This is a genomic window from Oceanobacillus saliphilus (genome assembly GCF_023522835.1).
In the GTDB taxonomy this organism is placed as follows: domain Bacteria; phylum Bacillota; class Bacilli; order Bacillales; family Amphibacillaceae; genus Oceanobacillus; species Oceanobacillus saliphilus.
Genome location: NZ_JALCZU010000001.1, coordinates 520,220 through 543,408 on the forward strand (window position 1 = coordinate 520,220; position 23,189 = coordinate 543,408).

At 38.9% G+C, this 23,189-nt stretch carries 18 protein-coding genes and 1 pseudogene; 2 read left to right on the forward strand and 17 right to left on the reverse strand.

Features of this window, described 5'->3' with window-relative positions:
- Window positions 1–4: 4 nt before the first annotated feature.
- From MN204_RS02220 to MN204_RS02235, 4 genes are all read right to left on the reverse strand, one after another.
- Window positions 5–793: a hypothetical protein gene (locus tag MN204_RS02220; RefSeq protein ID WP_249869434.1), complete on the reverse strand. Its 789-nt coding sequence runs from the start codon at window positions 791–793 to the stop codon at window positions 5–7.
- Entirely contained in the window at window positions 786–1,319 is a 534-nt protein-coding gene (locus MN204_RS02225; protein WP_249869435.1) for an RNA polymerase sigma factor, read from the reverse strand. The genes MN204_RS02220 and MN204_RS02225 overlap by 8 nt, the downstream gene beginning before the upstream one ends.
- Window positions 1,320–1,439: 120 nt before the next feature.
- Window positions 1,440–1,955 carry a hypothetical protein gene (locus tag MN204_RS02230; protein WP_249869436.1) on the reverse strand — a complete coding sequence of 172 codons (516 nt, stop codon included), beginning with the start codon at window positions 1,953–1,955 and terminating at the stop codon, window positions 1,440–1,442.
- 13 nt (window positions 1,956–1,968) lie between these two features.
- Window positions 1,969–3,141, reverse strand: coding sequence for a ParM/StbA family protein (locus MN204_RS02235; protein WP_249869437.1), 1,173 nt, complete (start codon window positions 3,139–3,141; stop codon window positions 1,969–1,971).
- 629 nt (window positions 3,142–3,770) lie between these two features.
- Between MN204_RS02235 and MN204_RS02240 the strand changes: the two genes are divergently transcribed.
- A complete protein-coding gene (locus tag MN204_RS02240; protein ID WP_249869438.1) occupies window positions 3,771–5,057 on the forward strand; it encodes a GGDEF domain-containing protein in 1,287 nt (428 codons plus the stop codon).
- An 84-nt stretch (window positions 5,058–5,141) separates the two neighbouring features.
- Here MN204_RS02240 and rlmN read toward each other — a convergent pair whose 3' ends face one another.
- From rlmN to gltB, 3 genes are all read right to left on the reverse strand, one after another.
- Entirely contained in the window at window positions 5,142–6,209 is a 1,068-nt protein-coding gene (rlmN, locus tag MN204_RS02245) for a dual-specificity RNA methyltransferase RlmN (RefSeq protein WP_249869439.1), read from the reverse strand.
- Between the two features lie 297 nt (window positions 6,210–6,506).
- A complete protein-coding gene (locus MN204_RS02250) occupies window positions 6,507–7,991 on the reverse strand; it encodes a glutamate synthase subunit beta (protein WP_249869440.1) in 1,485 nt (494 codons plus the stop codon).
- Window positions 7,992–8,024: 33 nt separating this feature from the next.
- On the reverse strand, window positions 8,025–12,650 hold the full coding sequence (gene gltB / locus MN204_RS02255) for a glutamate synthase large subunit (RefSeq protein ID WP_249869441.1): 4,626 nt from the start codon (window positions 12,648–12,650) through the stop codon (window positions 8,025–8,027).
- A 266-nt stretch (window positions 12,651–12,916) separates the two neighbouring features.
- Between gltB and MN204_RS21445 the strand changes: the two genes are divergently transcribed.
- Window positions 12,917–12,991 (forward strand): hypothetical protein, encoded by a 75-nt coding sequence (locus MN204_RS21445; RefSeq protein ID WP_368858642.1) that lies wholly within the window; start codon window positions 12,917–12,919, stop codon window positions 12,989–12,991.
- Window positions 12,992–13,184: 193 nt separating this feature from the next.
- On the opposite strand, the pseudogene MN204_RS02260 reads toward MN204_RS21445, so the two are convergent.
- From MN204_RS02260 to MN204_RS02305, 10 genes and pseudogenes are all read right to left on the reverse strand, one after another.
- Window positions 13,185–13,937, reverse strand: a pseudogene (locus MN204_RS02260) (metallophosphoesterase); the annotation flags it as partial.
- A 46-nt stretch (window positions 13,938–13,983) separates the two neighbouring features.
- Window positions 13,984–15,783, reverse strand: a complete 1,800-nt coding sequence (locus MN204_RS02265) for an ABC transporter ATP-binding protein (protein WP_249869443.1) — start codon at window positions 15,781–15,783, stop codon at window positions 13,984–13,986.
- Window positions 15,784–15,795: 12 nt separating this feature from the next.
- Complete coding sequence (locus MN204_RS02270) at window positions 15,796–16,974, reverse strand: nucleotidyltransferase domain-containing protein (RefSeq protein WP_249869444.1); 1,179 nt, start codon at window positions 16,972–16,974, stop codon at window positions 15,796–15,798.
- Between the two features lie 17 nt (window positions 16,975–16,991).
- Window positions 16,992–17,432, reverse strand: a complete 441-nt coding sequence (locus MN204_RS02275) for a lasso peptide biosynthesis B2 protein (protein ID WP_249869445.1) — start codon at window positions 17,430–17,432, stop codon at window positions 16,992–16,994.
- A 16-nt stretch (window positions 17,433–17,448) separates the two neighbouring features.
- Window positions 17,449–17,748: a lasso peptide biosynthesis PqqD family chaperone gene (locus MN204_RS02280; protein ID WP_249869446.1), complete on the reverse strand. Its 300-nt coding sequence runs from the start codon at window positions 17,746–17,748 to the stop codon at window positions 17,449–17,451.
- Entirely contained in the window at window positions 17,745–18,677 is a 933-nt protein-coding gene (locus MN204_RS02285) for an HPr kinase/phosphorylase (RefSeq protein ID WP_249869447.1), read from the reverse strand. Before MN204_RS02285 ends, MN204_RS02280 begins: the two co-directional genes overlap by 4 nt.
- Before the next feature lie 64 nt (window positions 18,678–18,741).
- On the reverse strand, window positions 18,742–18,894 hold the full coding sequence (locus tag MN204_RS02290) for a paeninodin family lasso peptide (protein WP_249869448.1): 153 nt from the start codon (window positions 18,892–18,894) through the stop codon (window positions 18,742–18,744).
- 13 nt (window positions 18,895–18,907) lie between these two features.
- The gene (locus MN204_RS02295; RefSeq protein ID WP_249869449.1) at window positions 18,908–20,842 is read right to left on the reverse strand and encodes an asparagine synthase-related protein; all 1,935 of its coding nucleotides are present in this window, start codon (window positions 20,840–20,842) and stop codon (window positions 18,908–18,910) included.
- Window positions 20,843–21,030: 188 nt separating this feature from the next.
- Complete coding sequence (locus MN204_RS02300; protein ID WP_249869450.1) at window positions 21,031–21,159, reverse strand: paeninodin family lasso peptide; 129 nt, start codon at window positions 21,157–21,159, stop codon at window positions 21,031–21,033.
- A gap of 13 nt (window positions 21,160–21,172) precedes the next feature.
- Window positions 21,173–23,110, reverse strand: a complete 1,938-nt coding sequence (locus MN204_RS02305; RefSeq protein WP_249869451.1) for an asparagine synthase-related protein — start codon at window positions 23,108–23,110, stop codon at window positions 21,173–21,175.
- Window positions 23,111–23,189 lie beyond the last annotated feature (79 nt).

Genomic DNA, 23,189 nt, shown 5'->3' on the forward strand with positions numbered 1-23,189 from the left:
TTATTTATTTGACTACTTGAAAGCTTTCCAGCATATATTCAAATCTTGCGCCATGTCCCTCTGCAGCTTCAAGGAAGTATACCTGCTTCACGACAAATACCTGACCCTCATATTCATCGGTAATATAATATCTGTGGACAGGTGTATCCCATTGATGACCCGTCTTCCCAAATTCATTCGTATACGCTGGTCCTATCGCCTGAACGAGTACGGACTCAATTGGTTCTGTAATCTGTTCTTCTTTAACTAATTCCATATCACCGTCATTTTCAACTGTTTCTCTAATATATGCTACTACCTCTTCTGTTGTTGTATTTTCAACACGGGTTATTTCCATATATACATCTGGATACATATCCCCGAGCGTTTCTTTTGTTTCAATTCGATCACTTGTTTCCCCTTCGACCATCTTGTAACGATCTTCGTCGATATAGATGATATAGCGCAGTTCCTCATTGGTTTCCAATTGCAGATTTGTATCTTCCTTTTGTCCTTCCAGTTCGATTTCTTCTTCTTTTTCTTCCACAAACATCTCTTTTAGGTTCTGTATCATCGCCTGGCCTGTATCTGTCATGAAACCGAAAATCAGAATAGCAATTATAGCTGCCGTACTTAACCCAGCAATAACAAAGCCCTTCCCTCTGCCCTTTCTTTGGAAAGTCTTTGTGTCTGATACGGACGAAAACAGCTCCTGATCGATTCGATTCCAAGTTACTTCCTTTAGTTCTGCTGCATCATCCGTATGCTTTTTTAATAATCGTACTATTTTTCTGTCCCTATTATCTTTACTCATCAGCCGCACCCCCTATTACTGCTTTCAACTGTTGTCTCGCTTTATAAAGCCTAGACTTAACCGTATTCACATTCAGTTCAAGAACTTCTGCAATTTCTTTCTCTGAAAAGCCGTTTAAATATTTTAAAACAAGGACGGTTCGGTGATGTGGCCCCAATTGATCCATAGCTGATTCAAGCTGTTCAAAATCCTGTTCTTCCTCCAGTCGGTAATTCAAATGGTCGAGTAACTGTTCACTCCCACTATTTATTGCTTCCTTAGACTTTTTCTTCATATATCTTCTGCTTTCATTGATTAATATCTGATAAAACCATGGTTTGAAAGGCATGGCAGTATTATAGGAATCGATATTCCGGTAAACCTTGATAAAAGTTTCCTGTACAATATCAGATGCATCACTCGTATTATTTGTAATAGCATAGACCGTGCGCAATGAATAGTCAGCATAACGGTCATATAGTTTTTTAAAGGCCTGCTGGTTCCCTTTTTTTATCTTTTTGATGAGTTTAACTTCATGTTCAGCCAACAGCCATCCCCCCTTTTAAATCGTTCTATATTATATATACCTTTTCGACTCGCAAAAAGTTTTCATTTGAACAAAAAAAAATACCGAACACGACTTTTTATCGTATTCGGTATTGCTATATTATTTATTCATGCTGGAGAAGAAGTCAGATAAAGGATCTTCATCTTCTTCAATTGGTTCCTCTTCATGCAATTCGAGGCCATCCACATTAAAATCATCCAGGTCCATTTCCTGGCTTGGTGTTTTTTCAGACCCGTTAGTGGTGTCTTCCTGAAGGTACAAGGCTTCATCGATATTGCTTGTATTGCTGTTCAGCGCAGCAAGCAAGGTAGTTGCACGCATCGGATCGCTTAATAGATGAAACAGTATACTTCCGATAAGTGCCTCTGAATGCTCGTGCTTCAGCCAGCTTCTCTGTTCCTTCGTAAGCTGCTTTGGCAATGGAATCGTAACTGTTTCCTTTTCCTTTACGAAAGTCTCATTGACCCCTTTGAGAACAAAACCGGCAATTTTGCTTGAAAAATTTCTGCGTTCGGTTTCCTTCAGATTCTGCAATTGTTTTAATAGATAATCAGGTGTATCAGAGGGGACTCGAAAGGTAATCGACTGTCCACGCTCTATACTATTTTTCGACATGATCTCACCCTATTTATTTTGCTTTTGAAGTCACTTTTTCTTCTTTTTTCGAACCTTTTTCAGCTTTTTGAATAAAATCACATATTAATTTATAATAGGCATTTGCCATCATCCAAATACTTTCATTTTCATCTTCAAAGAATTCAATATTATAGCCGTCCAGTTTATTGTTCAGTGCTTTAATATAGTCTTTAAGAACTGCAGACCCTCCACCTACAAAATAGCAGATTTCGGATTGTGAATTTTTTGCCCATACATTTCTTAGGAAGCGGTATTCCTTTTTCGCGAGTTCAAGCAAGATATGGTCTGTAATATCATGTACATTCGTTCTGCTTCCTTTTACCATAATGTGATGTCTATCATTTTTTCTTGTAATGATATCCACTACGTCACGTCGGCTGTCCAATTCAACACCATGCTTCGAACGAATTTCTTCTCGAATAGCTTCCAATGACTCAGAAACTCCCAAATTAAATCCTTGGGCCTTATCATCATCCACATTCCTGTTTCGGATAACCGCGATATCTGTGGATAATCCACCAATATCCTGAATTAGAATTTGTTTATCAATTAATTCTTTATTTATTACTTTTAAATCATTGTCCATAATTAGATTTACATACGCAGCAAAGCCTTCTGGATATACTTTTACTTCATCAAATTTAATATTTACCTTTTTACCTTGGTGTTTAGGTGTAACAAGAAATTCAACCTGATGTACAGAACCAAGAAGCTGTGAGCGGTACCCTACATCTTTTCCTTCTTTCACTTCTCTTAATGGAAGTCCTGTTCCCAATGTATAGGTTGCATCTGTTACGCCATTTTTTTCCATGAAGTCATCTGTGCTGACAGCATCCAATGCCAATGCAGCAAATAACATGATTAATGTTTGATCTTCCTCAGATTTACTGCTTCCTGGATCAAGCTCCTCTGAATTGCTCGTTTTCGTTGCCAAGTTACCGACACGATAAATAATATTATTTTCATCCAAAGCAGGGGAGTGTACCCGAATGTGGATATTTTCCAATACATCTTTTTGATCCAATTCTTCAATTCCGATTACAGGACGATCTTCTAAATCTGGTGCAATAACATTGGGAATATACAGCTCATTTTCCAATTTACCAAAATTACCTTTTAAAGCATCATTTCCAACATCTACCGCCGCGATTCTCGATTTTACCATTTCTCAATACCCCTCTCTTATTTTACCTATACTGATAGAATAATTGTTTTTCATAAAATATACAATGAGCCTATGTATGTATTCTTATTTGTTTACATGTACACATTTTGCATTCGTTGATATAACAACATACATACGTGTTTGTATACATGTTTACTTATTTGAAAACAAGATTACTTTCAAAGTATACATGTTTACAATTTTGTAATCAACTATTATCATCTCTTAAAAAATACAACACCTCTCCCCTCCCCTATTTAAAACTATTAGATTAAAAATACTTTGGAGTACTAAAATGAGTGATTTATAAACCAGAATGCAAGTCCTTTGCGTAATGGTCGGTCCACGAGCTCCAGCATGAAGGAGATTCATCTGTCAATGGAAGATACTCACCTGTCCAATATAACCACAACTCTAGCTAATAGACTGATCGACTCTATTTACAATAATAGAAAATCGGCCTTCTATAAACACAAGAAACTATCAATTTAGAACTAAGACTTAAAATATTTATATTTTCTAACTATATTATTTAGAATTATGGTACTATTAGATAAGAATAGGAAATATTACCCAAATGCATGGCACGGGAAAGCAATTGCAAAATCGTTATGAAAGGATACCCTATTATGTATAAATTAAAAGCCTTTATAATTGGTATTTTTATATTTTCAATGATTGTTGCTATTGCAGCGGGTCCTATAGATATATCTATTCCATTCTATTTTCAGGTCTTTTTCGTGTACTTATTGTTCACCACACTCTATTCACATCTTAAAACGGTTGTAAAAACAGGTAATGTCAATTTAGACTATAGTATTTCGTATGGGCTTTCATTTGTATTGATCGCTGGTCCATTAGGCCTATTTTTATTTGAGATTGTTAATCGTTTTTACGTCTACTTTTACCGAAAAAAGACCGGTACGGCAGATGAAGATGAGTTTTTACATACCTTTTATAATATTGGAGGGCCGGCACTGCTCCATTCATTAGGGTATTTTATATTCTTTGGATTATATCCTTATGTTGAGGGGATACCTTTTGGTTACTGGGGACTGCTCGTTGCAATCGTCGCCTTTACAGACCTTTTATCTTCCCTATTGCTGCTGACCATTTTTCATATATCAGGGAATACGCATACAGGCCAGGAAGCATGGGATTTTATTAAAGGTAGAAGCATTTTGGATACGATGAAAAAAGCTGTTTCAAATGGATTATTGTTTATCTTCCTTTTGGAGCAACGATGGGAAGTATTATTTGCCTTGTTTATACTGAATTACCTCGTGAGCCGGTCGGCCGTGCTTCAGTCCAAAACCATCCAACATAAGATTGAGAGGGATCGTTTTGAACAAATGGCCTATACCGATTTCCTTACAAAGGTCCATAACCGTACCTATATGAATAAAATTATGAATGAGCTTGATGATTCCGATGAAGAAGTAGGCATCATTGTAAGTGATATTGATACGTTTAAACGCATCAATGATACATATAACCATGCAGTAGGTGATTGTGTTATACAGCATTTTGCAATGAGACTAAAAAGCTTTTTAAGGGATGATGATTACCTCTTTCGGAGTGGTGGCGAGGAATTTACCATCATACTCAGAAACAGGGATTATAAAGAATGCATGAACCTCGTGCAAGAGCTTCAAAAAGGCATTGAAAACACACCAGCAGTGGCTGAATTCCGTTCCAAACGGATCACCATCTCCTATACCGCTTCATTCGGATTGTACTATTATAAGTCCAATCCACAAACGGACATTAAGAAAGCATATATTCATGCTGATGACTTGCTTTTTAATGCAAAAAATGAAGGGAAAAATCAAGTTTCCGTTAAAAACGGCATTATCGATTTGCCATTATCAGCCAGATACTGTTCAACAACCCAAAAAGAGAAAGTTAATATATAACAAAGCGCGGGGCGCTGCAAAAATATACACTCCTTCACCTGAAAAAATCCCCTTACTTAGAAATCAGTAAGGGGATTTTTCCAATTAGACTACTTTTGTTTTTTTAATTTGTTTACTTCTTAACTGACCGCAGGCAGCATCGATATCGGCGCCGTTTTCCCAACGGACACCACAGTTAATGCCTCTTTCCTTAAGTGTTTCAAAGAAGGTCTGGATCGTTTCAGATTGACTGCGCTGATAATCAATATGTTCATCAACTGTATTATAAGGAATTAGATTAACATAGGCCAAATGACGATGGTCTTTAATTAGATTCGCCAGTTGAATTGCTTCTTCCTTATGATCATTGACATCCCTGAGCATAATATACTCATAGGTGATCCGCCTGTTTTTCTTCTCCAGATAGTAATCCACAGCTTTCATTAGCTTTTCTATCGGGAATGCTTTATTTATCTTCATAATACTTGTACGCAGCTCATTATTCGGTGCGTGAAGGGAAATCGCTAAGTTAACTTGGATATCCTTGTCAGCGAACTCATATATTTTATGAGCAAGTCCACTTGTTGAAACAGTAATATGTCTTGCACCGATATTAAGACCACGATCATCGTTAACAACGTACAGGAAGTCCATCAGATTTTCGAAGTTATCAAACGGTTCTCCAATACCCATGACAACGATATGACTTACGCGCTCATCATCACCTCTTGTATCCAGGTGTTTTTGAACATTCATGATTTGTTCCACGATTTCGCCACTGCTTAAGTCACGGCTTTTACGAAGTAGTCCACTTGCACAGAAGGTACATCCGATGTTACAGCCGACCTGTGTCGTTACACAGACAGATAGTCCATAGTGAAAACGCATCAGAACGGTTTCAATTAGATTCCCATCTTCTAGTTTAAATAGGAACTTTATCGTACCATCTTTTGACTCCTGTTTGACTTCTTCCCCCATTGTATGCAGGACAAAGTTATCTTCAAGCAGTTTGATGGTTTCCTTATTCACATTTCCCATTTCATTAAAATCTGAAATACGCTTTTTATATAGCCAGTTCCATACCTGATCTGCCCGGAAACGCTTTTCTCCGCGCTCTAAAAGCCATTCTGTAAGCTGTTCATATGTCAATCCATAAATGGATGATTTACTCATTGTTTACCCTCATTTCGATTCATTGCTGTTACTATATTACATATTACTCCATCTAACGACGTCTCGCAAATGGTTTTTGCGGGATTGTGTGTGTTAAACGTCCATATGTGTGTTGTAAAGCGTTCTAATTCAACACACTACTAGTTTTTTGGCAGAATACTTTTAATCGCATTCTAGGCAGGAATAGACTGTATTAAGCGAGACAGCTTATCATACGTAAAAAAGAAGACAGCAACAAGCCTTTGAAAGTAAAAAAATGTGCTGTGGAAGAAAATCCACAGCACATCTCTTTTCCTATTATGGCAGCTTTGTTTCACCCATTAAGAATAGGTCACACTCTCTCGCAGCTGCTCTTCCTTCGTTAATTGCCCATACAATTAGGCTTTGTCCTCGTCGGATATCTCCTGCTGCAAATATGCCCTCCACGTTTGTCGTGAATTTCCCGTATGCAGCCTTAACCGTAGTGCGTGAAGTAGTTTCCACATTCAGCTGTTGAATAAGGTCCTGGTCCGGTCCTTTAAAACCAATCGCAACGAGCACAAGATCAGCAGGCCAAACTTGCTCCGTCCCGGGAATCTCTTCACGAATCTTTTTGCCATGCTCATAGCGCGTTTTTACGTTAATGGTATGCACTTCTTTTACATGTCCATGTTCATCGCCGACAAACTTTGTTGTTTGCACGGCATATGCACGTGGGTCTTCTCCCTGAAATGCTTCAGCTTCTGCATGACCGTATTCCACCCGGTGGATTTTAGGATATTGTGGCCAAGGATTTGAATCTTCGTCACGAAGCAGGTTTTTTTTCTCATAAATATCGAATTGTGTTAGATTTTTACAATTATGTCTGACTGATGTGGCGAGACAGTCCGTACCAGTATCTCCACCACCGATTACGATAACATCTTTGTCAGCAGCAGAAATATAGTTTCCATCTTCTAAATTGGAATCTAGCAAGCTTTCTACATTCGCATGCAGGAAATCCATAGCACGGTGTATTCCTTTAAGATCACTGCCCTCGACTTCCATTTCACGATGTAGTGCTGCCCCACCGCAAAGAATCGTTGCATCAAATTCAAGCTTCAGATCTTCAATCGAAATATCTTTTCCAACTTCTGTATTGGTAATGAATTCAATACCTTCCTGCTCTAAAATGGTTACGCGCCTCAAAACGATATCATAAGAAAGCTTCATTTCCGGTATACCGTATGTCAAAAGGCCTCCAACACGTTTATCCCGCTCAAATACAGTAACAGAGTGGCCTGCTTTATTCAGCTGGGCAGCCGCCGCAAGTCCAGCTGGCCCTGAGCCGACCACTGCAACACGTTTTCCGGTACGGATTTCAGGAGGGTTAGGGAGTACCCAGCCTTCCTCAAATCCTTTTTCAATAATAGACCGTTCCACCGTTCGAATAGCAACAGCGGGTTCATTGATTCCGAGAACACAAGCACCTTCACATGGTGCCGGACAGGCAATACCAGTAAATTCCGGAAAGTTATTCATTTGATGTCCCCGATCAAGTGCTTCTTTCCACTTACCTTCATATACAAGTTGGTTCCACTCGGGAATAAGATGATAAACGGGACAACCTGATGTCACACCATTTATTTCCATACCGGTGTGACATGTTGGTACGCCACAGTCCATACAGCGTGCTCCTTGCTGTTTTACCTCTTCTTCTGTCATCGGAGCAGTATAGTCATTCCAATCTTGTATTCGCTCATTTAGATTCCTTCCCGGACGGGTTTTGCGATCATAATCCATAAATCCAGTTTGTTTCCCCATCAAAAGCCCCCTCTTCTTTATCATGTATTTCAATTATTTTAAAACAATCCCAGGATTGAGCCCTGTTTCTACTCTTCTTTCCTTCTCTTTGAATCTATGATTACTTTCTTCAAAAGCCTGCATTTCTGCGTCAAATTTGTTTAAGCCGCTTTTCAAAAGGAAATCAATCCGATCCCTCATGGTTACATATGCTTTTGGGATAACCCGTACAAATTGTTTTGAATATTTTTCCCAATAAGCAAGAATACGTTCAGCGTGCGAACTGTCTGTATACTTCATATGATTTTGAATCAGGCCATATACGGTTTCCAGCTCATCCGGGGCATCAACTGCTCCGATATGGACCATAGCCGGATTAATCATTTCCCGAAAACTGTTATCCTCATCGAATACATATGCAACACCGCCGGACATACCTGCTGCAAAATTTCTGCCTGTTGCCCCAAGAACTACTACGGTTCCACCGGTCATATACTCACAACCGTGATCACCGATCCCTTCCACAACAATCGTTGCACCACTGTTCCTCACCGCAAAACGTTCACCTGCCACACCGCGGATATATGCTTCTCCATCTGATGCTCCATAAAAAGCAACATTTCCGATAATCGTATTTTCCTCCGGACGGAACGTTACAACTGGAGCAGTCTTTACAATTATTTTACCTCCGGACAACCCTTTACCGACAAAGTCGTTGGCATCACCCGTAAGGTTCAATGTCATTCCCCTCGGTATAAAGGCCCCAAAGCTCTGTCCAGCCGATCCATTGAAATTCAATTTTATTGTATTTTCGGACAAGCCAGCAATCCCGTACCGTTTGGTGATTTCACTGCCGAGAAGTGTCCCAGTTACACGGTTAATGTTACGAATTGCCACTGTAAATTCAACCGGTGTCCCATCCACTATTGCACGCTCGCATATAGGAATGAGTTCCTGGTAATCCAATGTTTTTTCAATTTCATGATTCTGTGCTTTCGTAGCATATTGATCGATTTTAAATGGCAGCTCCGGACGATAAAGTAACGCTGACAAATCAAGTGTTCTGCCCTTCCAATGATCGATTTGCTTCGCTTCAAGGATATCTGACCTTCCAATCATTTCGTTAATCGTTCTGAATCCTAGCTGCGCCATAAGCTCTCTTGTTTCCGCTGCGATAAAACGCATAAAGTTAACGACATGCTCCGGATCACCAGTAAATTTCTTTCTTAATTCCGGATTCTGTGTAGCAATCCCAACCGGACATGTATCCAAATGGCAGACACGCATCATGACACATCCTAAAGCTACGAGTGGTGCAGTCGAGAAACCATATTCCTCAGCACCTAGCAATGCCGATACGACGACATCTCTGCCAGTCATCATCTTTCCATCTGTTTCAACGGTAATGCGGTCACGCAAACCATTTAATAAAAGGGTTTGATGTGTTTCAGCCAAACCGATTTCCCACGGCAGCCCAGTATGCTTCAAGCTCGTTCTGGCAGCTGCACCCGTTCCACCATCATAACCGCTAATCACGACATGATCGGCTCGTCCTTTTGCAACACCAGCTGCAATCGTCCCAACGCCTACAGCTGATACAAGTTTTACACTAATACGAGCATGGGGATTTGCGTTTTTCAAGTTATAGATAAGCTCGGCCAAATCCTCAATCGAATAGATATCATGATGTGGCGGTGGAGAAATTAATTCAACACCAGGAGTTGAACCACGAACTTCCGCTACCCATGGATACACTTTTTTGCCAGGCAATTGGCCACCTTCACCTGGCTTTGCCCCTTGAGCTACTTTTATTTGAATTTCATCCGCATTCACTAAGTAATTACTATTGACGCCAAATCGCCCCGAAGCAACCTGTTTGATAGAACTTCTTCTCAAATCGCCATTGTCATCACTTGTATACCGATCAGGCGATTCCCCGCCTTCTCCCGTATTACTGCGACCACCAAGACGGTTCATTGCAATGGCCAATGCTTCATGTGCCTCTTTACTTATCGATCCAAAGGACATGGCTCCTGTTTTGAATCTTCTAACAATTACTTCGACAGATTCTACTTCCTCAATCGGTATAGGACTACGTTTCTTAAATTTGATCAATCCACGAAGTGACTGCAGATTATTCGTTTCATCCGTCAGCATTTTTGAATACGTTTTAAAGAGATCATAATCATTGGTGCGAACCGAATGCTGCAACGTATAAATTGTCCGTGGGTTATACTGGTGATCCTCTCCATCTTCACGATATTGGAATTCATCACCTGCTGCTAACGCCCTGTCGCCACCGCGATTTTCAGTAAATGCATTCTCATGCCGCATCAATGTTTCTTTTTCAATTATATCGAGTCCTATTCCACCAAGACGTGATGCAGTTCCAGTGAAGTATTTTCCGATAACTTCTTCATTGATTCCGACAGCTTCAAAAATTTGGGCTCCACGATAACTCAAAATGGTAGAGATACCCATTTTTGATAATATTTTAATAATTCCTTCCGTCACAGCGATTACATATCTCTCCTGGGCCTGTCTTTCCGTCATGCCTTCCAGTTCTCCATTTTCCAATAAAGCGGTAAATGTATCAAAGGCGAGATACGGATTTATTGCTTCCGCCCCATAACCGATCAAGGCGGCAAAATGATGTACCTCTCTTGGCTCTCCGGATTCCACAAGCAGGCTGACCTTCGTACGAATCCCTTTGCGTATCAGGTGATGATGTAAACTAGAAACAGCGAGCAATGCCGGGATAGCGGCCTTATCCTCTGATACCCCTCTATCAGAGAGGATAAGCAACGTTACACCTGCATCGATAGCAGCATCAGCCTTCTCAAACAAAGCATCTAATGCGGATTCCATTTTGCTAAGTCCTTCTTTGGCATCGAATAACGTAGATAATGTCGTTGTACGGAATTCATTCAATTGCTGTTCACGTAATTTCTCGAGTTCCGTGTTCAGTAAGATAGGGGTTTCCAGTCGTATGTGCCGGCAGTTTTCGGCGCGAGGCTGAACGAGATTCCCTTCTGCTCCAATAGTTGTCTCCACCATTGTGATAATTTTTTCCCGAATGGCATCAAGTGGCGGATTTGTTACTTGCGCAAAAAGCTGCTTGAAATAGTTATACAAAAGCTGTGGTTTTTTTGACAGAACAGCCAGCGGTGAATCATAACCCATGGACCCAATCGGATCTTTTCCATCTGATACGAGCGGTTTCATGATTTTATTAAGTTCCTCACGCGTATAACCAAATGCCAGCTGTTGCTGTAATAAGGATTCTCCGCGATAGACAGGCTTTATCGTATCTGTTTCCGGAAGATCTTCCAGGTTGATTTTGTTTTCAAGCCACTGTTTATATGGCTGTTCGGAAGCTACCTGCATTTTTATCGTTTCATCAGGGATGATAACTCCCTTTCCCAAATCTATAAGCAGCATTTTACCAGGAGTCAATCTGTCTTTATAAAGAATGTCATCCGCAAAAATATCAAGTGCACCAACTTCTGAACCAAGCACAACCATGCCGTCCTTTGTAACATAATATCTTGCCGGACGGAGACCGTTTCTGTCCAGACATGCCCCAATTTGATTCCCATCTGTAAATACTAATGCCGCCGGACCGTCCCACGGCTCCATTAATGTACTATGGTATTCATAAAAATCACGTTTTTCATCTCTAATTTTTTCATCATTGGACCAAGGTTCCGGTACCATCATCATCGCCGTATGCGCCAATGATCTTCCTGATAAATGCAAGAACTCAAATGTATTGTCAAAAATGGAGGAATCACTGCCTTCCGTGTCCATGACAGGCAATAGTTTCTCCAAATCTTCTTCGTCGAAATTTTCAGAAACACAGAGGTTTTCCCTGGCCTGCATCCAATTTACATTTCCACGTAATGTATTAAATTCTCCGTTGTGTATGGTGTATCGATTTGGGTGAGATCTTTTCCAGCTTGGAAAAGTATTCGTACTAAAGCGTGAGTGCACCAATGCCAGTGCAGATTTGAAATCTGGATGATTCAAGTCAATATAAAAGGCATCCAATTGTTCAGGAACTAGCATTCCTTTATAGACAATCGTGCGAGTCGATAAACTGCAAATATAAACATCTTCGTATTCTTGCTGCGCTGCTACTACTCTTTCAATGCATTTACGAATGATAAACAGTTTTCTCTCAAAAGCCTCTTGATCTTTGATATCTTCCGATTTTTGGATGAAAAATTGGCGGATTGCAGGCGCGCTCTTGGCCGCAACTTTACCAATGAAGGATTCATTTGTAGGAACAGGACGCCATCCTAAAAAGGATTGTCCTTCTTCTTCGATCATATTTTCTATAATTTTCCTGCACGTCATGCGAAGCTGTCTGTCACGAGGTAAAAATACCATCCCTACTCCATAATCTCCTTCGCGTGGAAGGGAGATGTTTTCCTTCGCACACTGTTGCTGGAAGAAGCGATCTGGTATTTGTGTTAAAATTCCTGCCCCATCTCCTGTACTCGTATCGGCGGATTGCCCGCCACGATGCTCCAAATTACATAAAAGATTTATCGCATTTTGTACGATATTATGGGATTTCTTTCCGTTAATATTTGCTATCATACCGATTCCGCAAGCTTCATGTTCAAAATCTGGTCGATATAGCCCCTGTTGCACTGGATATCCATTTCTTGTCATCACAACAGCTCCTCTCTCGTATTTATCATGTAAAAGGAGTAAAAACCTAATAATAGAAGGAATACTCTCTTCATGTTAGGTTATTATATCATAAAATATCCGTTAACATAAAATTCAGATTACATTTTCTTGCTAGAATATATGGAATTTATAGAAAGAAAGCGTTATCATTAAAGGTTGATTGTAGTTAATTAAATGTTGATTTTACGCGGGGTTATAAGGGTTTTAACAAGATTTAGTAAAAAAATTGACATTTTTTTGAACAAATCAAAAAAAAAGCTAGGTTTAGGCTAGCTATTCTTCTCTTTTTAATTGCAATATATTTAATTCTGGTGGGTTAAATAGCCGGAATTTCAGAAAGGATATGGCATCACTGCTTCCCAGTCCTGTGCTGACATATTGTTTTGTTTCCTTGTATTCCCATAAACCTTTTACACGGTCTTGTGGCGGTAAGAAACTGTTTGGCTGATACCAAGGCTCTGGAATGAACAGCGCACCGATGAACGGCAATCGAATTTGTCCACCATGATAATGACCCGCAACAATTAAATCAAAACGGCGCCACAAAAAATTGGGATTGTTTTTAATATGATCGATTCGGATATCAGGAATGGGATAGTGGTTAAGAGCGATTACTACATCATTATCCCCGATTTCATCTAGCACGTTTAAATCTTTCCATAACACCGAACGGTATTTTACATAGTGCTCATTCCTTACATAATTGGGTTGAACAACACCATTGACTCTTACTGGGCTATCGGGATCCTTCAGAATGGATAGCTCAAAGTTCACAAAGTATACTTGTGAGCCCTCAATGGACACCGTCTCTACAGACTCCAACAATTTTACTCCTCTTTCCTCCATTCCATCTATAAAATCGCTTTTCTCGATGACTCCATCCAGTTGATAGCTATCAGGGTCAGCATTACCAGGGACAAACCATGCATTTTCTTTATTGCTAATGCCCTCAAGCAAAGCATAAAAGGCCTCGTAGGTTGTACTATCCCTACTGTCCAACATGTCACCCGTAAAAACAATAGCATCATAATCGATTGCGTTAATTTCTTCAATTAGTTTCTTTTGATTTTTACCGAATTGTTTTTCGTGCAGGTCAGAGATTTGAAGAATTCGGAAACCTTCCAATTGGTTTGGCAAATTTTTTATGCGAATTGCTTCTTCTCTTACTGTTACTCGATTATTGTCCCAAAATGTATATACGATGATGATGGTAAGTAGACCTATCAGTAACCTTCCAGCGCTTTTTATCAACATGATCGTCTCCATTATCTACTAAATTTATAAATGAAAGCACACTTTCTATCAGTATGCCTCAATGTATGGCTTCCAATTGATTTCTTAATAGATTACTGAACATTTTTTTCTTTTCATTGGATAATTGAGCGAAGCCACCTTGCTGAATGATTTCCCCTTCCTCCAGAACAACGACTTTGTCCGCATTCCGAATCGTTGATAGGCGGTGAGCAATCACGATGATTGTCATCTTTCCTTTTAGCCTATCCAGTGCCTGCTGGATTTTGGCTTCATTTTCGGTATCGAGCGCACTTGTTGCTTCATCCAATACAAGAATGGAAGGCTCCCGTAAAATGGCGCGTGCCAATACGAGGCGTTGCCGTTCGCCACCGGACAGCTTAATCCCTCTATCCCCTATGAGTGTGTCCAGGCCATCTGGGAGTTTTTGGACAAACTCCGCAGCAGAGGAAAACTCCAACGCTTCCCAGATTTGTTCTTCACTCGCATCAGCCTTTACTAGGACGAGGTTTTCCCTAATCGTCGTATTGAACAGGAATGGGTCCTGGGGAACATAGCTAATTGCTCTCCTTAAAGATAAAAGTTTTTCTTTCGTTAACGGAACATCATCAATGAGTACCTGGCCCTTTTCAGGCTGGTTCAGTCCCATTAAAATGTCGATGAGCGTACTTTTCCCGGCACCGGAACGTCCAACAAACGCTGTCATCTCGTTTGCCGGAATAACGACATTGATGTCTTTTAATGCATAGCTGGAATTAACTTTTTGATCATACCGGAAGGAAACCTGTCTGCACTGTATACTTTGATTGATTGATAGAGGTTTCATCTCCTCATTTACTTCCATTTCAAATTCCCTTGAGATTTTGCAATCATGCTGCAACGCTTTAACTGCTCGAAATGAGGGGATTGTGGTCGCAATTTGCTCCAACGAAGACTGAATCCCTGCCACGGTAGGCCATAGTCTAGAAAAAACAACAATGATAAGCATCAGCTGGGCAGCCTGGGCATTAAACATCATCACTGCAATATAAATAAAAATCGCAATCAAAACTGCTGACGCAACTTTATAATATAATTGCGATGTTGATTTCAGTCTCGTATATTCCACTTGTTCCGCTTCCATCTTTTTCGTGACTGAATCAAACCACTTTAATCGTGATTGTTCCAGTGTATTACTTTTTACATCTTTTATTCCATTCACTTGATCGGTGATTCCACCAAGAAATTCCTTGCCTATTTCATAATTTCTGCTTCCCAAATCAAGCGACCTTTTCAAAAATTTCCGATTGAAAAAGAGGAGAACGAGCCCACATAGAAGAACGAAGGTAGTAATGGCAGGAGATAATATAAATGCTAATCCTATTTGAACAAATGAAAATGCGATGGATGAAATAAATTGTAAGACAGAATAGGCACCAACCGCAGAACGAGCAATTTCACCCGTTAAGATATTTATCAGATCCGATTTCCTGTTTTTAACGAAAAATTGCCAGTTTGCATGAAGCAAGGATGTATACGTCTCCACACGCATATACCTTAAAAATCCCTGCTGTATCATCGTATTCTTCACATTCAGCTGACGTTTTAAGATGTTCTGTCCAATTACAATGAACACATAGATTCCCAGAATAAGCGGCAGACCAATAGAAGGAGGTATCGTATGAAAAAAATTCAGTGAGCTTAAAATCGGAATTTCACCAACATTCATATTTACAATTCCGCTCATACTGATCAGTGGGACCAACAGTAGAATTGCTACGCCATCCAGTAAGCCAATCCCAGCCATTGCAAATAGATTAATATAGACAATTTTCCCCGAATAAGCATGAATTTGTTTTAGAAAATAAATAATGGATTTCATTGGTCTTTCCCCCTATGGTAGTGCGTGTTTTCTCGTCTTTCTCCACGCCCATAGAAACGGTCTTAACGGGAAGTAGAGAAAATGAAACGCTTTCGGTAATGGCAGTGTTTGCTGATCTTCTGGATATGGGTAGAGGAAGCTCATGATAAAGAAAAACTTTTGCCGATAACCCATTAAAGCAAACAAATAACGTTTATGATAGCGGGATATCGCTTCTGGTACTGGATCTGTATGTAGATTTATCTTTCTTTCCAGGTAGAATACCGCCTGTTGTGCTAGTTTTTTGGAATACCTTGTGAATGCAAGTAACTTCATTTTACGATTCAGCTTTACATGCAATACATCTGCAGCCAAAATTATCGCTTGTCCTCCAACCCTTTGATAGTGGAATTTCTTTAATAGTTTATAAACTCTATCCCAATCGATATCTTGCTTTATTAGCTGCTGGATATCGACCAGCCAACGAAGGCGTGACCATCCATGACGCGCACCATGGGAAGTTAGAAATAAAAATAAGTCTTCTTTCGCCAGTAAATAAACCGGAAAACTTGTCAGATCGCTTATTCGCTTACGTTCCCATAATGCTTTAAAGCTCGGTTCCCTAGCAGGTCCAGGATTCAACCGCCAATGGATTTCAAGCTTGATGTTCGTTTGAGGATGAATATAGGTAACATGATGATGGCGCCAAGTCCAATCGCCTAACACGGTTTCAATATAATCGTCTTTTTGGTAGCCTTGCTCTAAAAGAAGCGCTTCCGCTTTTGAAAGTTGCTTCATCGGAATGATAAAATCCAAGTCACTGGAAGTACGGAGAGAAATATCGCCATAAAGATCATGAGCCAGCATGGGACCTTTCAAAAAAATCACCGGGATATGCATGTTTGAAAACAATCTGCTCACCTGCTCCATGACGCCACTTAATTGAAGCATTTGAAAGGTGTTTCTCTTATATAGTTGGGAAATATGTTGAATGACATAGGAAGGTATGACATCTTCTCCAAGCCCTTTTAATTTTGAATAAAGGACCGGGTATACACGATGATGTTGACTTAAATCGATAAAATCGCCCCAATTAATAGCTTTGAACATCTCGGAGTTAATTAGAGTAGGATCATCATATTTCAGTAATTCGAGAATAAGATGCACTTCCTTGGGTATGTCTGCAGTATTTAAATTCAGTAGATTCTTCATTGTTTTCCCCTTATCTATCAGACGTTTTTAGCAAATTTACGAACGATTGTAAAACGCTCCATTCCTTCTTTGCCTGTAATATAAAAAGGACCACTGCGAAGCCATGCATGCGCAATTAATTTTCCGGATTCATCTTTTGCAGTCCCAAGATAAAGCGTGCTCTCAATATGCCGTTTCTCAAGCATCTTCATAGCGGCCATCGCTTTCACAAGACATTCACTCTCCCAGAATGTATAGCGACTCATGAGATGGATTGATTGTGATATAGCAGCCAGTGTTTTCCTAGTTTCAGGATTAAGCTCGAGAGATGTTTCATCCATTTGATTCCCTAAAGAGGGTGCCACTTTCGAGAAGGAAGCGAGCTTTAAAACTCGAGCCCATGCTAAGTAAAAGTATGATTCAACTAAGAGCATTTTCGTTTCTTTGTTTAAAGCTAAAAAAACCTTTAGTTTTTTCATAATGGCCTTTCCTTTCTTATGATGCGAGCTCATCTATAAGTGTAATCAGTCCCTCAGCATATAAGAGGTTAATAAAAGACATTACCTGCTCCTCACATACGCTTTCATCCACATCATACTGGGAAATGAGTGTAGCAATAAGTTGTTGAATGGCAATTGGTTCTTTCATTCCGTCCCAAATCTCCCCACCAATATCTCCCAAGTTATAGTACTTACCATTTTGAATGCTGAGCATGACTTTTTCCCCGTCCATATCACTGACAATATTGCCTTCTACCTGACTTACAACATCTTTTACAGAAACAGTCTTCATCATATAACTCTCTCCTTACTGTTAAATTTCGATAACATCACATCTACCAACTCATGGGCTGTAAATCGATTGCTAGGTCTGCGTAACTGGTACAAATCTATCTTATTAACGATGTTCGCTGTTGTTTCGAAATGCCATTCCATTAAGCCTGAGCGGGAGATAAGAAAGTTTCGGTATGTGTGCGTAAATAAAGTGTGTAATCGCTCCAGATTTTGAATTGGTGACATCTCAATTTCATCGCTATCGTTTCTTATTAGTTCAACAACTCCAGCAAGGGGTATTGGTTCGGATACAAATTGATCTGTAACCGGGATAGCAAATTTTGTTTCCCTATCAATGATTGGCCTTAGTCCTTCCGATTCCATCCCAAACTCTGTTAAACTTTCCTGCCATAACTTTTGCTGTGGATAAGCTGGAGTTACTATAGGTATGCCTCCATTGGACAAAGATACAGGTATGACATCATCACTAAGAAGTTGATAGCCTCTGTTTAAGAAAGCAGAGGCCAGTGTTGATTTTCCCGCTCCTGAATCTCCTACGATTGCATATGCTTTGCCATCAATCGCGATCGCGCTGCCATGCAGGGGCAGGATTTTCCGCTGCATTAGTAATGCTCCCATACAGGTGCCTAGAATGTAGAGACGGATTTGGTCTTCTTGGGCGTTTTTGTATGGTGAGACAGTTATTGTAGTACCGTTCTCGATTTTGAAGATGGCTACTTCCGGGACCTGGAACATGCATAGGTTTGGTTGGACGTAGAAGTAGTTGTTTGGTGTTGAAAGTTTTGACCATTCTCTGGATAATTCATCTTCCTTAATTACTACATCAGAAACACTTTCAAATTCATGTATTAATTCTGTGAATTTAAATTCACTTCTAATCTTCAAGTCAAATGCCTTATAGAAAATTGACTTCGATACATCTCTCATCAATCTTAGTCACCTACTTTACGAAGTAGCCCTTATACTCAGATTAAGTCTAAGGGCTTTTTTAATTTTAACTTAAGCAACTTGCATTTGACTTCCCCGGATGGGTTTCTTCTTTGCCATCTGATACATCAAAGCAATCAGCGTTTGCATTTCCCGGCCCATTCATCGTCATACTAATATCAAGCACCTCTAATATTGGCCTGTTCCATTCTTTTTTCACGTTTATCACCCCCTTAAAAACGTTTTATAAAGCGATATACAATCAGGCTACGTGTTAATAATTTAAACTCGTTGGTGAATATCAATTCTTGCTTAGGATCAGTTCCTATCTTTAATAAAGCATCGTTTATTACTTCTAAATTAATAAAGTCACCTAACTCTTTATCATTCGCAATCTCTTGTAATTCATTGATAAAAATACCCCAACCAGGAGTCATACGATGCACGACATCGGCGCCCTGTATCCCACGGACACTCTGGTTAAGCCTTACGTTATCAGGTAAAAGGCCTTTCATAGACCTGCGTATAATTGATCTGTCCATTCCACCAATAACATATTGATCTTTTGGTAAAGATAAGCAAAATCGGATAACATTTAAATCATTTGTAGGGTCTCTATTCCATAGTCCATAGCGCAAAGAAAGCTTTGTTTCTGCTACACCACTTTTATTCCAAGGAAATAATTGTTGATAATAATTCTTTCTATATTCCGTTAGATTCTGAGGACTGCTGTTTAAATCAAATCCATATGACTCCAGCTTTTCAAATACTTGCGTCTTGTGTGCAAATGACGGGTTAATAAAAGTGGGAAATAGGGAAATAGAACGTTCCTTTTTAACAGCTTGAGAAATTGCCCTCTTGGCAACAAACGGAATCATTACTGACTTTCCTGTACCAAAGTTATTGCAATACGCATCTAACTCCTTATAAAGTCGGATCAAATGTGCTTTTTTTAATAAATCTGTATAAAAATTGTATGTTAAATTCATCGATCCCCAGGAAATAGAGTGATTCCCCCTCGCACCATTTAGAAGCACTTTTACTCCCTTTTGTTGTGCCGTTTCATTTATCCCTTTCAACCAGAAAGAATTTTCGAAGAATTTATACGGCATTTCCATAATGTCTAAGAAGTCATCTACTTCTGACAAGGAATTTCTTCCATTAAAATCTAAATAGTTATCAGATATATTTCCAACATGATTAACAGTCTCTTTTATATATGGTGTTTCATTAGCTATATAATGACTTGAAGTCCAATCTGTAAAACTATCTTCTGGCACGTAACTGAATGTATGTAATGGTTTCTGTTGGCCTTTTAATGCTTTTGCTGCGAAACTAACGACTGATCCTGAATCCAATCCACCGCTTAATTGAGAACCAACTTCCCCATGTGTACGAAGCCTAACGTGGACCGCCTTCTGAAAAAAATCACGAAATGCTTCTTCATATTCTTCATTTGAATTGAGCTTCAACTCTTCTTTAACGTCAATTGTGCAATATCTAGATAGGGATACGTTACCCTTACTAACTGTAATGCTATGTGAAGGTGGTACTTGATGAATAGATTTATAAACGGTCGAAAACATATCAACTGCTTCTACCATCGTTGGGATTGCCAGAAATTCAGCTAGCCACTCTTCATTTAGTTCTTTCTTAACATAAGGTAAAGTGAACAATGGATTGATTGTTGTTGAAAATGCAAAACTATTTTCATTACGATAAAAATAAAGGGTTCGCGCTCCGGAAAAATCCCTTGCTCCGAATAGTTTTTGATTCTTCTCATCCCAGATCATAAAGGCAAAGTCACCCTGCAAATATTTTGGCGTTTCCTCCCCCCATTTGGAATAAGCCAGTAAAATCAGCCTGCTGTCCGGTATTGTTTTTTGTTGCTCCCTGTTTATTTGCAGCAGTTGGAACAATTCATCCCGATTGTCAATAATCACATCTGCTGTGATTGCGAGCTGGCGGTCGTAATCGTAGTATGGCATTTGCTCACCAACAGATTCTGGTGTGATCCATTGGGCATGGCAGCCGAGGAAGATGTTTTGGTTAGTCCAGGTGTGGATTGCGTCGGAGGGAAAATGTTCAAAGGAGTCCACTAATTTGTAACTATCTTCTTTAGAGATAGGTTTTTTATTAAAATGTAAAATACCAGTAATTGCACCCATTTTTATCCTCCAAGTAATTAACTAAGATACAGCTTTGTTCTTTATAGAGAACTCCATGTATATAAATTAGCATTTTATATATTTCCTGTCAATATGTCATTCTAAATAAACTAATAATGGTACCCCTTATACGAGAAATGTATAAGGGGTCAATTTTATAGTATTGTTAACGAGATAAATATAAAAATTTAGCTCTTATGAAGATGAACCACCTCATCCTCATCTACAAAAGTAGCATCGACATCTCTAATTCCAGGTCCTTGCATCGTCATATTAATATCTAAAACTTCCAACACCGGCTTGTTCCATGCTTTCATTTTCCTCACCTCCTTAAGAGTGAAATGTTTGTAAATATCTAAAAACTATTAAACTGCGCATTAATATCCTAAAATCGGGATCAAACGCGCACTCTTCTCGTGGTCCTTCTTTAACTTTAGAAATTGCAGTTTTAATTACTTTTACATTAATAAATTCAGAAATAGTAGAGTCCTTTATTAATCGCTGTAACTCTTCTAAAAATAAGTTCCAATCTGGTGCCATTCGATGAATCCAATCTGCCCCTTGTATACCTCTAATTTTTTGATTTAATCTAACATTATTCGGGAGGTACCCTTCTGTTGCCTTTCTAATTAGGGCACGATCTACACCGTTTTTAACATATTGCTCTTCTGGTACTGATAAACAATACCTAATGACTCGAATATCATTAGTCGGGTCTCGGTCCAATAGTCCGTACCGTAACGATAATTTTGCATTACATGTATTTGTTGTATTCCAACTAAAATCATCTTGAAAGTGATTCTTCCTAAAGTCGTATATATTTTGTTTCGAAAATCCTTTATAGTCTATTCCTTTCTTTTGTAGCCTATCAAATACATTTGTCCTCATTGCAAAATCTGGATTTATTAACATTGGTAGCTCATAAGATTCATTTGTTCTCCTTTTATTAGTTGGGTAAGCCTTATCTTTTATAACCGAAAATATCCTAAACTTATCAAAAACTCCTATATTTTTACTATATTTATTCACTTCAAAATAAAGTTGAATCCATTTTCTCTTCTTTAATAAAATAGCATAATAGTCTAATGCTCTTCCCCAGGAAATCCCTAGATTACCTCGCGCCCCATTTAACATAATCCCTATACCCTTTTGGCTTGCATGTTCATATATTCCTTTTATCCAAACGGAATTTTCGAAAAATTTATAAGGCATCTCCATAATTTCGAGCCATTCATCAATCTCTGATATGGGACTCTTACCATCAAAGCTCAAATAATGTTCATTAATATTCCCTACATATTGGACAGTTGATTTGATAAAGGGCCTTTCATCAGCCATTCTATGGTAAGGTGTCCAATCAGTAAAATCTGCTTCAGGGATATAACTATAAGTATGTAACTTTTTATTCTGATTAAGTAAAGATTTCGCTGCAAAACTGACAACAGAACCCGAATCAAGTCCACCACTTAAATGTGATCCAACTGGGTGGAACGTACGCAACCTTGCATCTACTGCCTGTTGAAATACATCTCTAAATGCTTCAATATAATCTTTTTCTGTCTTAAACTTTACTTTATTTCCTAACTCTAAAATATTATATTTTGAAACAATTACTTTACCTTCTACTACAGATATAGTAGAAGAGGGTGAGAGTTCCTTAATAGATTTAATGACAGTTATTGAAGTATCTATTGTGTCAATCATATTTGGTATAGCCAAATAATCAGCAAGCCACTGTTCATTTATCCTTTTTTCAATAAAAGGTAATGATAATAATGGTTCCATAATTGTACAAAAGGCAAATCGATGGTTTTGATTGTAGTAATAAAGTGTTCTAGCTCCAGAAAAATCCCTAGCTCCAAATAATTTTTGATTCTTTTCATCCCAAATCATAAACGCAAAATCACCTATTAAATGTTTGGGTACATCTTCTCCCCATTTTGAGTATGCTAGTAGAATAAGTTGACTATCAGGTATAATTTTCCTTTTCTCTCTATCTACTTGTAATATATCAAACAATTCTTCGCGATTATCAATAATAGCATCAGCAGTAATAGCCATCTGTCTCTCATTATCGTAAAAAGGTAATGGTTCACCTACTGACTCTGGGGTGATCCACTGTGCGTGGCAACCTAAGAAAACGTTCTCTTGCTGCCAAATCATTGCGTCATCATCAGGGAATTTCTGTAATGCTTTCATAATTAGAAAACTGTGGTTACTTGGTATTGGCTCTTTGTTAAAATGGTAGATTCCGGCGATTGCACTCATTTTTAATCTCCGATACAAATTATTTATAGTACCTATGCTCTTCATTTTGTTCCTAATTAAGAACACCTATTGTTGAGTA